14 protein-coding genes and 1 pseudogene are annotated in these 14,136 nt (G+C 43.6%); 8 read left to right on the plus strand and 7 right to left on the minus strand.

Annotation, left to right across the window (positions count from 1 at the left end):
• Nucleotides 1-781: 781 nt before the first annotated feature.
• Nucleotides 782-1,993, minus strand: a complete 1,212-nt coding sequence (locus tag NWE95_05185) for a hypothetical protein (GenBank protein MCW4003292.1) — start codon at nucleotides 1,991-1,993, stop codon at nucleotides 782-784.
• Nucleotides 1,994-2,200: 207 nt separating this feature from the next.
• On the opposite strand from NWE95_05185, the gene NWE95_05190 reads away from it, so the two are divergent.
• Complete coding sequence (locus tag NWE95_05190) at nucleotides 2,201-2,617, plus strand: secondary thiamine-phosphate synthase enzyme YjbQ (protein ID MCW4003293.1); 417 nt, start codon at nucleotides 2,201-2,203, stop codon at nucleotides 2,615-2,617.
• 533 nt (nucleotides 2,618-3,150) lie between these two features.
• Here NWE95_05190 and NWE95_05195 read toward each other — a convergent pair.
• A pseudogene (locus tag NWE95_05195) lies at nucleotides 3,151-3,732 on the minus strand (nicotinamidase).
• A 145-nt stretch (nucleotides 3,733-3,877) separates the two neighbouring features.
• Here NWE95_05195 and NWE95_05200 point away from each other — a divergent pair.
• The gene (locus NWE95_05200) at nucleotides 3,878-4,138 is read left to right on the plus strand and encodes an Lrp/AsnC ligand binding domain-containing protein (GenBank protein ID MCW4003294.1); all 261 of its coding nucleotides are present in this window, start codon (nucleotides 3,878-3,880) and stop codon (nucleotides 4,136-4,138) included.
• A gap of 3 nt (nucleotides 4,139-4,141) precedes the next feature.
• Here the strand turns inward: NWE95_05200 and NWE95_05205 are convergent, their stop codons facing one another.
• Complete coding sequence (locus tag NWE95_05205) at nucleotides 4,142-4,294, minus strand: hypothetical protein (protein MCW4003295.1); 153 nt, start codon at nucleotides 4,292-4,294, stop codon at nucleotides 4,142-4,144.
• Between the two features lie 429 nt (nucleotides 4,295-4,723).
• On the opposite strand from NWE95_05205, the gene NWE95_05210 reads away from it, so the two are divergent.
• From NWE95_05210 to NWE95_05225, 4 genes are all read left to right on the plus strand, one after another.
• Nucleotides 4,724-6,262: an NAD(P)H-hydrate dehydratase gene (locus tag NWE95_05210; GenBank protein MCW4003296.1), complete on the plus strand. Its 1,539-nt coding sequence runs from the start codon at nucleotides 4,724-4,726 to the stop codon at nucleotides 6,260-6,262.
• Complete coding sequence (locus tag NWE95_05215; protein ID MCW4003297.1) at nucleotides 6,252-6,809, plus strand: DUF367 family protein; 558 nt, start codon at nucleotides 6,252-6,254, stop codon at nucleotides 6,807-6,809. Before NWE95_05210 ends, NWE95_05215 begins: the two co-directional genes overlap by 11 nt.
• A gap of 97 nt (nucleotides 6,810-6,906) precedes the next feature.
• Complete coding sequence (locus tag NWE95_05220) at nucleotides 6,907-7,539, plus strand: LysE family translocator (protein ID MCW4003298.1); 633 nt, start codon at nucleotides 6,907-6,909, stop codon at nucleotides 7,537-7,539.
• A gap of 31 nt (nucleotides 7,540-7,570) precedes the next feature.
• Nucleotides 7,571-8,119, plus strand: coding sequence for an O-acetyl-ADP-ribose deacetylase (locus tag NWE95_05225; protein MCW4003299.1), 549 nt, complete (start codon nucleotides 7,571-7,573; stop codon nucleotides 8,117-8,119).
• Between the two features lie 18 nt (nucleotides 8,120-8,137).
• On the opposite strand, the gene NWE95_05230 is transcribed toward NWE95_05225, so the two are convergent.
• Nucleotides 8,138-8,665 carry a hemerythrin domain-containing protein gene (locus NWE95_05230; protein MCW4003300.1) on the minus strand — a complete coding sequence of 176 codons (528 nt, stop codon included), beginning with the start codon at nucleotides 8,663-8,665 and terminating at the stop codon, nucleotides 8,138-8,140.
• A 315-nt stretch (nucleotides 8,666-8,980) separates the two neighbouring features.
• Between NWE95_05230 and dnaJ the strand changes: the two genes are divergently transcribed.
• Both dnaJ and NWE95_05240 read left to right on the plus strand, forming a co-directional pair.
• Complete coding sequence (gene dnaJ / locus NWE95_05235) at nucleotides 8,981-10,099, plus strand: molecular chaperone DnaJ (GenBank protein MCW4003301.1); 1,119 nt, start codon at nucleotides 8,981-8,983, stop codon at nucleotides 10,097-10,099.
• 88 nt (nucleotides 10,100-10,187) lie between these two features.
• Entirely contained in the window at nucleotides 10,188-10,571 is a 384-nt protein-coding gene (locus tag NWE95_05240; GenBank protein MCW4003302.1) for a hypothetical protein, read from the plus strand.
• 239 nt (nucleotides 10,572-10,810) lie between these two features.
• Here NWE95_05240 and NWE95_05245 read toward each other — a convergent pair whose 3' ends face one another.
• From NWE95_05245 to NWE95_05255, 3 genes are all read right to left on the minus strand, one after another.
• Nucleotides 10,811-11,962, minus strand: coding sequence for a hypothetical protein (locus NWE95_05245; protein MCW4003303.1), 1,152 nt, complete (start codon nucleotides 11,960-11,962; stop codon nucleotides 10,811-10,813).
• A gap of 92 nt (nucleotides 11,963-12,054) precedes the next feature.
• Nucleotides 12,055-12,492 (minus strand): YbhB/YbcL family Raf kinase inhibitor-like protein, encoded by a 438-nt coding sequence (locus NWE95_05250; GenBank protein MCW4003304.1) that lies wholly within the window; start codon nucleotides 12,490-12,492, stop codon nucleotides 12,055-12,057.
• A gap of 73 nt (nucleotides 12,493-12,565) precedes the next feature.
• Nucleotides 12,566-13,909, minus strand: coding sequence for a glycosyltransferase family 39 protein (locus tag NWE95_05255; GenBank protein ID MCW4003305.1), 1,344 nt, complete (start codon nucleotides 13,907-13,909; stop codon nucleotides 12,566-12,568).
• Nucleotides 13,910-14,136: the final 227 nt, after the last annotated feature.

The following is a 14,136-nucleotide window of genomic DNA, read 5'->3' on the forward strand; positions in this document are numbered from 1 at the left end:
GAACTAGAACGCCCTCAAAAACACCCAAAAACACATAAAAACGATTAAGAAGACAACACAAATCCGCAATCTCCGTATACAGAAGCATCAACAAAACACACTTTTGAAAAGCTCCCTGAGAAGGAAACCAAAAGAGCCACTTGCCCGATAACGACTTAATGCGCTCAACAAAAAACCAAAGTTTCTCCAAAAATGCCAAAAACAAACTTGAGAGCTCGAAGGTTAACCGAAAAAACGGCATTTTGTTTCGCATGGAGATTTTCGACAGTACTTATATGAGGCTCCGATATTGCCCATTCCAAGTTCCTAAGAGACAGGCAAAAAAGCCCAATTTGAGGCGGTTTTGTACTTTTAAGCAATATTAGGGTGTTTAGTTTTGGATTCTGGAGTCAAAACTTCTGACAAATTTCAGATCAAATAGTTTCGTCACGAAACAGTGATAAATTGAATGTTTTGAATTAAAATAACCTTAAAATAAACCGATTTTATGAAAAAAAGCCAAACGATAACTCGTAAGTTAACATGCCCAACAACCACTATTTTAAACGCAGTCAGCAATACAGCCACTGAGTAATATTCGTCACAGGCCCACTATGATGCACAAGCAAATGCGCTTTAGCGACAGCTACTTTTTTAATGGTGTCCAAAGCTTACTGCTGAGGGATGTATTTACTGCTTATAATTTACAAAAATCCGTCTTTAACTGGTGAGGTGTAATGCGCTAATTAGAGAGAAGTTGGTGATGTGCTAATAGAAAAAGGAGCGGTAGGCAACCTACAAGTTACCTTTCTCTCCAACGCTCCTCCACAATATCAGACGGCACTCCGCCAGCGTTCACTTTCTCTTGGTAGCTAAAAGATTTCCAATCCGAGGGCAATTCTTCTTCAGGCATAAACTTCATGTTGTAGGGTCGCAGGTTCACTTGTTCTTCTAGCACTTTGTTTACGTATTCCTTGTTTGGCTCAAACACTATCAAAGGCTCAATTGACTCTGCCTTAATCGCGTCACGGATATCCTTTTTCTCGTACTTCTCCAACAGCTGGTTGCAGATGTTAAAGTGCTCTATTTCATCAGCCAAAAACTCAGCCCATATGTTTCTTATACGCTCGTTAGGCTCGGTCATCATGCAAGAATAGTAGTTGTAGGCTTCGCTTAGCTGAATTAGCGTAGCCATCTCTAGATGCGTAGCGTTAGGGTCACCGACAGCTTCATACTGCGAAACGTGTTGTTCCTCGATTTCTGCGATCTCAGCATACAGTTTCCGCGCCAGATCATCAGTCAAATTCGCCCCGTGGGTGCGGTAGTAGAGCATTGTCTGTTGCTCACCAGACACGATAGTGAAATAGTTCATCCAAGACTTTATCTGCGCTGAATCCTTGCCAAAATGCAAGCGCATCTCATCATCAGGGTGCCTGTGCTCAATGCTGGTTGGTCTGCCAGGTTTGATTTCTGTTTTGCCCTGAACAATGTTTTCTGCATCTTTGTTTTCAAGCATTTTCATGAGAAGGCTGTAGCGGTAGAGGTGGTCAAAATCTTCCAGCAACGCGAAATCTAGGGTTTGTCTAAAGTAATCGTTTGGTTCGTTCTTTGCAAGGTTAGCTGTTAAGTCCACTGCCACCTGCTCGTAGCCTATGGTGGTTTCCAGAATGCTCTGGTTGCCGGGATTGAGCCAGTCAACGGTTAATTGATGCTGCGAATCGGCTCTTCTAATAGCTGCCATTTTACGTTTAATTTCATCGTTCTCAATCATTCGTGCCATTGCATGAGAAGTTAAGACACTGTTGTTTTCGATGCCGTTCATCAAAATGACCCTTGTTCTTGTGTACGCATCAACCTTATCCTTGTCGTAAGGCGCTTTTACTACTGTGTTCCAGTTCCTAAACTGTTCTTCAATGGGCGTGCCTTTCTCTTCGAAGGGCTTGAAAACGTTGGGTTTTTCTCGGCGGATACCAGTCTGCACCATACTGCCTACTGCACTTTTAATTTTTTCCATCAGAAATCACTAAGGTATGGATAAAGAGTGAATTTATTATGAATTTGTGACTACAAAAAGGAGCCTACATGTTTAAAACGCTCAATACGCAGCAACAAAAAAGAGCCTGGAACCCCAAACACAGGCGCGTTGTATTTCGAAGCGTTAACAAACACCGTTTTTGGCTGGCTAGAAAACTTTTTTTGCAGTGCTAACGATTGATTAATCATGACAGATTTCAAAGTTGTAAACAAAACCTACCATTTTCGCACAAAGGGCGAAATAGACTTCATCGACCTGTCTGACCAACTTCAAGAAGAGGTGGCTCGCTCAAGCATCAAAAACGGCATTGTCCACGTGTTTGCCCCGCATGCAACGGGCGTGCTGATTTTAACAGAGAACGATTATGCCCTGCTAAACGACATTAAAGTTTTCCTCGAAGAATTAGCGCCAAGTCGCGGCTCTTATCAACATCCGTCGAATGCTCATTCGCATTTGCGGTCCATGATGCTACCGCCTGACAAAACCTTGCCTATCATCAATGGAAGGGTGGAGTTTGGTACGTGGCAGTCGTTGCTTTTTGTGGAGACTGATGTTTACGCGAGGCAGAGAACCCTGATTATCCAAATCATGGGCGAGCAATAGCACACACGCGTTCCCGAGCAGTTTTTCGCTTATCGTGCAACAGAGAAATTTCTGAACCCATTCTTTTTAATGATTTAATTATAAATTCGTAAGTACTAATTTAATTTTTTAACTGTTAATTGTGAAAAATTACAATTCGAGCTAATTTCGCATGGCTTGAAATACGGAGTTCTTAACGCTTGGAAGCCAAAAACCGCAAAATGATGAGTTGGGAGCGTTGAAAACGTGTTGAAATACAATCAATAAAGGGGAGAAATGGGCGTCGGCACCTATTTTGTTAGCTTGCAGGGTTTCGCGAGATGAAAAAATCAGCAGTTTCTTCCCTCTGCAGTGTTTTTAGGTCTGTTGTGTTGCATGTATATATAAGGTTCGTTCGTCTTCGAGAAAAGTTAGCCGCGCTCAGGCTTAATCTGCTTATTGGCGCCGCGGGGTCTCATGCGGGCTTTCTTTTTTTCTGCTGCCATCAAGGCAGGCTTTTTTTCTAACACGTCAGGTTCCGCTTCCTCTACAGGTAAGCTATCTACGGCGTCAGGGAAGTCTTCGGTGGTTGCTTGTTGTGCGCCGTGTTCAAGCATTGTTTTGATGGCGCGGTCTACGTCGCCTGGTTTAACGTTTATGCCTAAGGTTGCGTCCATAAGCACCACCGCCTCAAAACCAAGTTGCCGCGCGTCAAGAACTGTATAGAAAACGCAGTAATCGGTGGCTAAACCGCTTATGAAGAGACGCTTAACTCCCCGCATCTCCAGTTCTTTAGCTAGGGGTGTGCCGTCAAAAGCGGAGTACGCTTCATGTTTAGGATCTGTTGCTTTAGAAATAATCACTGTATTCTGGGGCAGTTTTAGGGTTGGGCTGAATTCTGCACCTTTAGTGTTTTGGACACAGTGAGGCGGCCAAGGACCACCCTGCGCTTTAAAGGACATGTGGTTTGGGGGATGCCAATCTCGAGACGCTAAAATGCTCGCGTTAGCTATCTCAAACCGTTTAATGTATTCGTTTATCACTGGGATGATTTGGTCGCCGTTAGCAACTGGCAAAGCACCGCCAGGTAAGAAATCAATTTGGATATCAGTCACTAAAAGGGCATCTGAATTGGTTAGAATGTATGTGGTTTTCAAGCAAGTCACACCTTTAAAATAACCTGTTTTGTTTTTTAAGACTATCTTCAATAGAAGATACTAGTATGGGATAAACTTTTTTGCCATTGGTGGTTCACGGAAAAGTAATTAAGCCGTCTTGCCTACTTTTGAAATGGTGAACAATATGACGGTGTTAGCGTATGTACTCTTTAAGGTAGCGTCAGGAACCGAGCGCGAAGTCGCTCAAAAACTCACCGAATTCGACGAAGTTTTGCAGGCGGACATTATTTTCGGCGAATATGACGTGATTGCCTTGTTGTCAACGAAGGATTTGGAGAAGTTGGAAGACTTTGTTTCGGATAGTATCAGAACAGTACCTAACGTACTTGTAACGTCAACCATGATTATCTCAAGGGAGTACAAGGGCAAAAAACAGAAAAAATAGCCGTCAACACTTTTTTGTGAATAGATATTCTTTTAGCCAAAGCCCTGCACAGTCACCTGCTTTTTTCATCATGCGGTATTCGCTTTCCGTAGCGCTACAGAACAGCAAAACAATGGAGAAATTGCACTTATTCTTTAACTTTCTTTTGTCAGTCATGGGCTTTTTTAACTTTTAAATGTAAAAAGTGAACATTCGATTATTTTTCGCTTTATATAAGCTACCAAAAAACAAAATCGCATACAAAACACCATTAAAAAAGTTCGCTATAACGTCAAATAAGCGGACAATGCACAATAAGGAAGCAATAAACAGAGCTTAAACGAGCAAAAGAGAGCAAAGGCAGACTAAAAATACTCATGTATGACACATTAAACCTGTTTTGACCTTTTTTATGCGGTATGGAGGGCTTCAGTTGATTGTTAAGCGTGTATGAATATATAAGGTTCGTTAATTTTCGATAATTCAGTGCCTTTTAGCCTGCCAAAAAGTACAAAACAAGATTTTCTGTGTTTGGGCGATGCTTTTGTATACACAGCAAGGATAGGCTTATCTTTAAACCAAACACAATACTAATCAGGCGTCACTATGCAAACAAAAAATAAAACTTACATAACAAGTCGTGACATGCGAGCTTTAGAAACTAACGCTGAGTACTTCAGCATAAGCCTACTTCAATTAATGGAAAATGCCGGACGCAACATAGCCCAAGAAATTACGTCTCGCTTCTCAAAAGAGAAGAAGGTTTTGATTTTTTGTGGTTTAGGAGGAAACGGGGGCGACGGGTTTGTTGCAGCAAGGCATCTGTTGGCAGCAGGCCACAATGTGGAGGTTGTTCTTGTTGGCAGGAGCCGAGACATTAGTCATGAAGCAGCGTTGAAAAACTTTGTTGCACTGCAAAGCTTGCAGGATAGTGTTCCAGTCTATGAAGTGACTGACAGCACGCTCATACCTAAAGTGACCGCGGATGTTGTTGTTGACGCTTTACTGGGCACAGGAACCAAAGGAAAACTTAAACCGCCAATCTCGCAAGTGGTGGAGTACATCAACTCACTAAAGGGGTTTAAAATTGCAGTAGATGTGCCAACAGGAATAGATTCAGATACTGGCGACGTTTTAGGCACTGCCGTAAAAGCGGATTTGACAGTAACGTTTCATAAGGCAAAGGCTGGATTGGAAAAAGCCAAAAAACACGTTGGCAAACTTGCTGTAGCGGACATTGGTTTGCCTACTGAGATGGAGCAGTTTGCTGGTCCAGGCGATGTTTTACTTGCTAAAAAACCGCGTGCCTCAACAGCTCACAAGGGCGACTTTGGGCGACTTCTCGTTGTCGGCGGAAGCGAAGTGTTCTCTGGTGCTCCAACACTGGTTTCGTTAGCTGCCCTGCGCACTGGTGTAGACATTGTTTATCTTGCTGCTCCTGAGAAGACGGCTTATTCGATTGCTTCGATGTCCCCTGACTTGATAACGATAAAGCTAGAGGACAACAATTTAAACCCGCACAACATTGAAACACTCAAGCCCTACTTGCGCTTGGTGGATGCTGTCGTTGTTGGTCCTGGCTTGGGTTTAAATTCTGAAACCACTAAATTCGTTGAGGCATTTGTTGGAGAGGTGGAGGCTGCTGGGAAGCCACTGCTTTTAGATGCTGATGGGCTTAAAGCGTATGCGAATTTCAAGCGAGCGTTAAAGGTTTCGCTTGTTTTGACTCCGCACGCGGGCGAATATGCCATATTAACTGGTGAAGCATTGCCTGAAAACCAAAAAGACCGCATCTCTGCAATACAGAAGACTGCAAAACAGCTTGGCGCTGTCATCTTGGTAAAGGGTAAAGTGGATATTGTTTGCGATTCAGAGAGGGCAAAGTTGAATTTCACAGGTAACCCAGGTATGACTGTTGGCGGAACAGGAGACGTTCTAAGCGGCATTGTCGGCGGTTTGCTTGCCCAAAATGGTGACGCGTTTGAAGCCGCTGTGGCTGGGGCGTTTGTTAATGGTGCGGCTGGTGATTTTGTAGCCAGCGAAATCGGTTTCCACATGGTTGCCACAGACATTCTTGAGTGGATTCCTAAAGTTTTGGATGACCCTATGTGCCATGTGAAGGTGCGCAAGCCAAGTGAGCACTGAACCTGAAGCACAGAAGCCGTCTTTTCCCGTCAGGATTGCTATATATCATGCAGCTCAGGATGACCCGAAGAAGAACACTGCACTTAGGCTGAGCCGTCGAGGATACGCTAGGATAGTAAATAAAATACGGTTTCTGCCAAAACGAGCTATAGTGTTAAATCCGTTTGGAGAAATCGCTTTTTCTCCTGCTGACCGCGAGCGAGTTGAGCAGTTTGGCTTGGTTGCGCTGGATTGCAGTTGGGAGCACGCTCAAAAGGTCCTGGGCAAACATGTACGTGGAACAAGCCGATGCTTGCCCGTCTTGATTGCAAGCAACCCTGTGAATTTTGGAAAGTTGACGAAGTTGACGACTGCTGAGGCGATTGCCGCTGCCTTGTACATTGTTAGGTTCAAGAAGGAGTCAGAGGAGCTTTTGTCGATTTTCACGTGGGGACACACCTTCTTTGAAGTCAATGGCATGTTGCTTGATAATTACGTGACTGCTAAGGATAGCGCAGAAATCGTGGAGATGCAAACTCGACTTTTGAAAGGCAAAAAGTGTGATTGAAACTGTGTTTTGTTGATGCTTTTGTATACGGCATCATGAAACCCTTATAATTAACCATGCAAAATGATGGTTAAGCGCAGTTATGGAGAATTGAAGTTTGGAAATTATTACCAATTTCTACTTGTTTTTAGCTTCAGTTCTGCTAATATCGCTCACTGGAGTTTTGATGCCTGGGCCGCTGTTCGCTGTTACGCTTGAGAAAGCATCGAAAAGCAAAATCGCGGGTGCCTTAATCGCAGTTGGGCACGGGATTGTGGAGTTTCCGTTGATGTTTCTGATTTTCTTTGTGCTCAGCCAATTTGAAATCCCAAGTCTTGTGCAGGTTGCAGTTGGATTAATTGGCGGCGCTTTGATGATTTTCATGGGCATACAAACTTTTAGAAACAGGCACAAACAAGAAACAGTAGCCATTAATGTGAAGCGTGAGTCGATTCTTGCAGGTGTTTACACGACAGCAGCAAACGCTGGTTTCATACTTTGGTGGCTAACCATCGGCACTACTCTGATTTTGAATGCTCAATTGTTTGGGCTTTTAGGGTTTTCCATCTTTGCAGGCGTGCATTGGCTGTGTGATTTCTCATGGTACACGGTGGCGGCTCTGCTGATTTTCAAGTCGCAACGCTTCTGGACACAGCGCACGAGAATAGGAATTACGCTTTTTTGCGTGGCGGTTTTCATTGGGTTTGGAGCGTACTTTATGGGTTCAGCGTTGTGGTCACTATTCGCATAGTTAAATAGACTGTTTAGGTAAAGGTTAATTTATGGAATTCAAAGTTGAAAACGCAACCCTGCAACTAGTCAAAGGTGACATAACCGATGTTGAAGCTGACGCCATAGTAAACGCGGCAAACTCTACACTTCTGGGCGGTGGAGGAGTAGACGGCGCGATACACCGCAAAGGTGGACCAAAAATCCTAGAAGAATGTAAACGAATAAGGGCTACATTATGGCCAGATGGACTGCCAACAGGAAAAGCAGTAATTACTTCAGGTGGCAACCTTAAAGCCAAGCATGTTATCCACACCGTTGGTCCCGTTTGGCTGGGAGGCTTTCATGTTGAAGCTGAACTCTTAAAGCAAGCCTACAGGAACTCACTAAAACTTGCAGTTTCTAATGGGCTTAGAACTGTTGCTTTTCCGTCGATCAGCACCGGAGCATACGAGTACCCCATTGAAGAAGCCAGCCTCATCGCTGTGAGAACAGTCAAAGATTTCTTGGAAAAAGAAGACAGGCTTGACAGGGTTATTTTTGTGCTGTTTTCTGAGCGAGACTTCCAAATCTACCAAAAAGCAGCTGAAAGCCTGTTTTAAAGAAGCATATATTTTTATCTATTGCAGTTGGTCGATTACTTGTTGATATTTTTTATCGGTGAAGTTCTGGTTAAACGTGATAAAGCTTGTTTGCATCTCGTTTTGCTCTTTCTCAGTGAAGTATGCCATTGAGGGGTAAAAGAAGTGTGCGTCTTCCTTTTCGATGTGTGCTGGGTAGAGTTTCACAAGAGTGTTTAGCAGGTCAAGAATGTGCGTTAGGGCTTCTTGTTTTCCCTCGATGTATTCCCCCTTGGCATTGTCGAGAGCAGTTACGGTGCGCCTAGCAACCCCATGCTCAATCATTAGCTCCATCATCACTTTTTGGTCTGTCTCGTTTAGGTTCCGCTGAGAGAGAGCTCTAAAGAGGATGCCTTCTTCTTTGCCATGGTGGAACCTGTCAGCGTATGTGCGGAAGAAATCCACAGCAGTGGCGAGATAATTTGGGTTTGCTGCCTTTGCCGCCTCTATCTGCCCAATTTCTTTTTTGATTTTTTCAACAGCTTGCAAAATCAGCTTGTGCTCGATAACCAACATATCAACAGGCAAAGCCAACGTTAATACTTCCCCAGTAGATAATGCATGACCGATTTTTATACCCTACGAACACCAACACATAAAAAACCGAAAATCACCGCACATTTCCAACACACTGCTTGTGCAAACCTCACAACTAACGCAAAACCCAAAACAAACCCAAAAACCAAAAAACAACCAACCACACAACCCACAAGTTGATGTTGTGAAGGGGAAGGGTCACACACAACAACTACTAAAGAAAAACAAGCCAACCAAAGGAAAACATAAAAATCCAAGACCAAAACTATCTATAAAAGCTAAAAAACAAACCCACGGTAAGGCTGCATGACAGAAAAACGAGACTACTACGAAGTCCTGGGCGTACAAAAAAACGCAACCAAAGACCAAATCAAAGACGCATACCGAAAACTAGCCCTAAAATACCATCCAGACCGCAACAAAGAACCAGGCGCAGAAGACAAATTCAAAGAAATCAGCGAAGCATACGCAGTCCTATCTGACGACCAAAAACGCCAACAATACGACACACTCGGACACGCAGGATTTGACCAACGATACACAAGCGAAGACATCTTCCGCGGAGCAGACTTCGACAGCATATTCCGCGACATGGGCTTCGGAGACCTCTTCCGCACCATATTCGGCGGTTCACCCTTCGGCGAATACCGCCAACAACGCAACCGCGGAGAAGATATCGCATATGAACTCAAGATAACGCTGCAAGAAGCAGCCAAAGGCACCGAAAAAGAAATTGAAATTCCAAGAACCGAAAAATGCGAAGTCTGCAACGGCACAGGCGCAGCACCAGGCACCAACCCCAAAATGTGTCCCAAATGTCACGGAACAGGACACGTAGAAAACGTTAGCCAAAGCGCGTTTGGCATGTACATGCGTATGGTGTCAGCTTGTCCAACCTGCAAAGGAAAAGGGCAACTGATAGAAACACCCTGCACCAATTGTCGTGGGTCTGGACTGGTTAAGAAGCGCCGAAAAATCAGCGTTAAAGTTCCACCCGGCATTGATGAAGGTTACCAGCTTAGGCTTCGCGGTGAAGGCGAAATGGCGCCAAACGGCGGCGAAGCAGGCGACTTATACGTTATAGTGCATGTTCTGCCGCATCCGCAGTTTGTTCGGGAAGGCGATGACCTCTGGCACCTTGCCATGATTACTTATCCACAAGCCGCGTTAGGAGCGGAGATTTCTGTGCCAACCATAGACGGCGAAACTTCGCTTAAGATTCCCGCTGGAACTCAACCAGGCGAAGTGATTACTCTTAGGGGTAAGGGTATGCCTCGTTTTCGTGGTTACGGCAGAGGCGATTTGCTGGTTCGTGTGGGTGTTGAGGTCCCTAAGAAGTTGAGTAGCAAACAGAGGGCGCTTGTGGAGCAGTTGGCTAAAGAGCTTGGTTCTGAAGCGGGGAAGAAAAGCAAATTTTCCTTCTGATACAGCGTGCTTTCAAGCGTGGGAGCAGTAACATAAAACTTTTAAACGTAACTACACAAACTAGCAATTAAGCGAAGGGGTTAATTGAATGGTTAATTTAGATGTTGCATTAATCAATTTGATTGTGACAATAATCGTCAACATCATTTTTATTTCGCCAGTTCTGTGGATTTCTGGCAGGCTCTTAGTTGGCAAGGCAAAGGCAAAATTCACGGATGCGCTGTGGATTGTTGTTTTAGGCACAGTGATCAGCTCGATTTTCGGGTATTTCTTTCAAGGAATCATTGCTTCGCTGATACTGCTTGTGATTACTCTGGGTTTGGTGAAGCATTTCTTTGACTGCGGCTGGCTCAAAGCCTTAGCAATTGCCATAGTAGCGGCAGTAATTTACGTTGTGATAGCGTTGATTCTATGGCTGATCGGAATCGGTATAGGCTTGTTACCCATCGGAACAGGCTTCTTTAATATTTAAGCCTCAACCTTTTTCTTTTGCTTGAGAAAACAGCTAGCACTTGTGCTAAAAAGCTTTTATTGCTCTGCGGTAGACCTATCCCCCTATTTAAAGGCGGGATTTTCAAATGCTTTTTAGCTGAAAAAAGCGCCAATAGTGACCTACCCCCTATAGGTTTCTGCAATGAGTTTCTAATAGACGACAAATAGGTTGGTGAGCACTTGTCGACTGACTAAGATAGGGACCAGTGTAATGACCAGTTATGTTATTGTTTGGTTCCAGTAGTATACTTTACTATAGTTTCCAAGCAATGCCTCGATATATTCGGGTTCGTCATAGAATATGTCTAATTTTGAATCGAATTTTGCGGTTAGAGTTACCACGTCGTTGTAGATTTTTGGCGATAACTCATCAGCAGGGAAAAAGCCCCAAATGTTGTCGGTGGGGCTACGAAAGCCAAATCCGTAATCCTTAGGTACGATGTAGGCGACTTCTGGGTGGCGGGAGCCAAAACTTTCAGGGTTGGTGTGCATCGTGTTCCAAAACCTCTCCAAGGCATCAAAGTGGTCATCAGTTAACGTGCCGTAATCTGTGACATGGGGGTAACTGAAAACAATCGCGTACTTGGCTCCAGCACTGTAAGCCAACGCCAAATCAGCATAAAGCTCCTCACCGCTCTCAAGATAAGGCTCTTGCTCATACTTCCAAGTGACAATAACACCCCAATCTTTATCAAACGCTCGTGCTGCGCCCCGGCACAAGGCGATATGGCGCTCTCTGCTCTCGTTGCCTACAAACTCGGCGAAAATTGTGGTGTATTTGGCTTTGTAATCAAACCAGTATAGTGCGTAATCGGCAGTAAAAATTCTTGGCGCGAAATTAAGATAATAATCAGGAAAAACCGACAAATTACCGACGTAAACTTCAGCAATTTGGCTGTAACCCCAGCTCGGCGCTATCACCGTATTATTAATCAGTCGTGTTTCGTCGTCAAGCTGGTTACCGCCTGGTTCATCATACCTATAAACGCCCAAAAACTTGTCTCCATACTTCATGCTTGCCTCCGCTAACCACACTGAAGTATTATAATCGTACCTGTATAAGCTCGTAAACTGCACAATAAGATTCAAATCGGCAGCAACCACGTAGTCAGAAGCCTCATCTAACGCTGTTTTGTTAAACGTCAAACCGCTCAAGCCAATGATAAAAAGGTTAGTGTAATCCTTAACCTTATCAACCAAAAGCTTCACTTCAGCAACATCATTGCCATGGTCACCATAAGCATATTCTACGCCCACATAGAACTCCCTAAGTGACGCGCGTGAGCCCAAGAAATTAGCAGCAAAAAAAAGAGCCGCCACAACAAGCACAACAAGCACAATGCCAAATAAGATAACAAATTTACGGTTCAACAGGCTCACTTGCATAGATAAACAAAAACTAACATATTAAAAGGTTAACACTATAAAACACAAAGATACCCTGACAGTGTTGCCGACCAGTGTTAGCGGTACCTGCCAATCAGTTCGCCCTTAGCGAGAATGTGTCCTTGCATAGCCTTCTCTAAATCCTTCTTTTTTGAATTAGCGCTTATACCAAGCATTGTATCTAGTGCGTACACTCTAAAGGTATATCGGTGAGAGCCTGAAGGTGGACACGGCGGATAATAACCGTGTCCTCGGGCGGTATTTAGTCCTACCGTTCCTGGAACTGAGTCCTCAGCAATCTTGTTTGTTGATGGTGGAATATTCCAGACTACCCAATGGTCAAACATGCCCTCCACGGCATCAGGGTCTTCAAAAATTAATGCAAGGCTTTTTGTTCCCTCGGGAATGCCTTCAATGGTTAATGGTGGATTGATGCCTTCGCCATCGCAAGTGTATTTTTGGGGGATTCTTTTGTTGTGCTCGAACGCAGGGCTTTTAAGAACTAAAGCGCTCATTAGAATTACCTCTATTCAAATGTGTATTGTTTTGAAATAAAAACTTGATGCAAGGTTAAACTCGCTTAAGTTTTTAAGAACCCTCAAGCTTGTGCCTGCTTGCCCACAAGAGCCCAGACAAAACAAATGCAAACCCCAAATATTGCATATACATTAAAGGACTATCTGGACTGGTTGGGAAATAGTTGAAAAACGAATAGCCAATTAGCTTGTCTGGTTCAACTCTAAAAAGCAAATAGTCAGACAAAGAAAGTTGATGCGCATAATACATGTTAGTAATTATTGGAGCTACAAGCAGCAACAACCCAGCAAAAGCGACGGAGAAAAACAAAATCTTTCTCAGCCTATTTTGCGATTTAACCGTACGAAACAGGAAAACACTTTTGCTTGCCAGTGATGCGGCCAGCAGACTAAAGTAGGGCAAGGCTTGGTAATCGTACTTAACCGCGCTAGTGTAGGGCACTTTTAGGTTCAATACTACAGCCAGATACACGTTAACACTCAAAATAGACACTACGGTGATTAAGCAAGCGATGTCTAAGAGAAGCGTCTGTTTAGGCAAGTGCTTTCTAAACAGCAAACCGATGCTTAAAGAAAAAAGTGTTGCAGCAACAAAAAAGATTCCTAAACCATAATTAACCAGAAAATCCCAAACGAACGTGGGCGTTGGAGCAATTTCTGGGGCATTTAGGTAAGTGAAGTCGCCGTGTGTCACCATGTAGAGAAGGTCTTTGCCTAATGTTATTTGGTACCACAAAAAAGAAGAGTACACAGCGGGGAACGCGAAAATGCCCAATTGCGTGAGTATTTGTTTTGTGTTTCTGGGTCTGTGGTGAAGGTACAGGAGCAACAGCGGAATCAACACGAAGACGGCATATAGTTTTGTGAGGAGTGCAAGTGCGAAGAATATGCCTGCGATGGCTGTCAGTTTGAGTGAATCTTTACGGATGGCAAAGATTCCAAAGTATAGGGCAAGCAGGCTAAAGAATAGGCATTGCGCATCAATGAGGAAACTGCGGGTGAGGATTAGGTGCCATGGTGCCAAACCGAAGAGTGCAGCCGCAAACAAACCTGTTGTTTTATCGTATGTTTCTTTGCCTATTTTGTAAATGAGAACTGTGCAACCGAGCCCGAAAAGAGTTATCAAAGCAACACCATTTTCGACTGATAAACCGAAAATTTTGAACACCAACCCTGAAATATAGAAACCTAATGGCGGTTCGTCAATTATGTTGGGGATACTGTAGGCATATGGCATACCCCAATTTACCACACCTGAAGCGGCAGCATATTCGAGTCGAGTGTCACCGTTGCGAAATGGGCTAATCGTAAACGAGACCAGTGCAACACCGATTAGAATGCCTATTAGGGCGTAGTGTTCGCTTAGCAATGTTCTTAGTTTATGTTCACTAATCATGTTGGCTCAATTTGGCGTGTTTATGTTTCGTTAAGAATGGCGGTTAAGCTCTTAAATTTTTGTCAAAATAAACACTTATACATTTCATAATTAATTAATACAATATTAAAAGACATATGAATCGCTATTGAAACAATTTAGTTTAAATTATAACTAATTAAAAATAAATTATAAACACGTATTGTTAATAAACAAGTCTTATTAATTTTCATTCTTAATTTGAACAT

This window comes from Candidatus Bathyarchaeota archaeon (assembly GCA_026014725.1).
Taxonomy (GTDB): Archaea; Thermoproteota; Bathyarchaeia; order Bathyarchaeales; family Bathycorpusculaceae; genus Bathycorpusculum.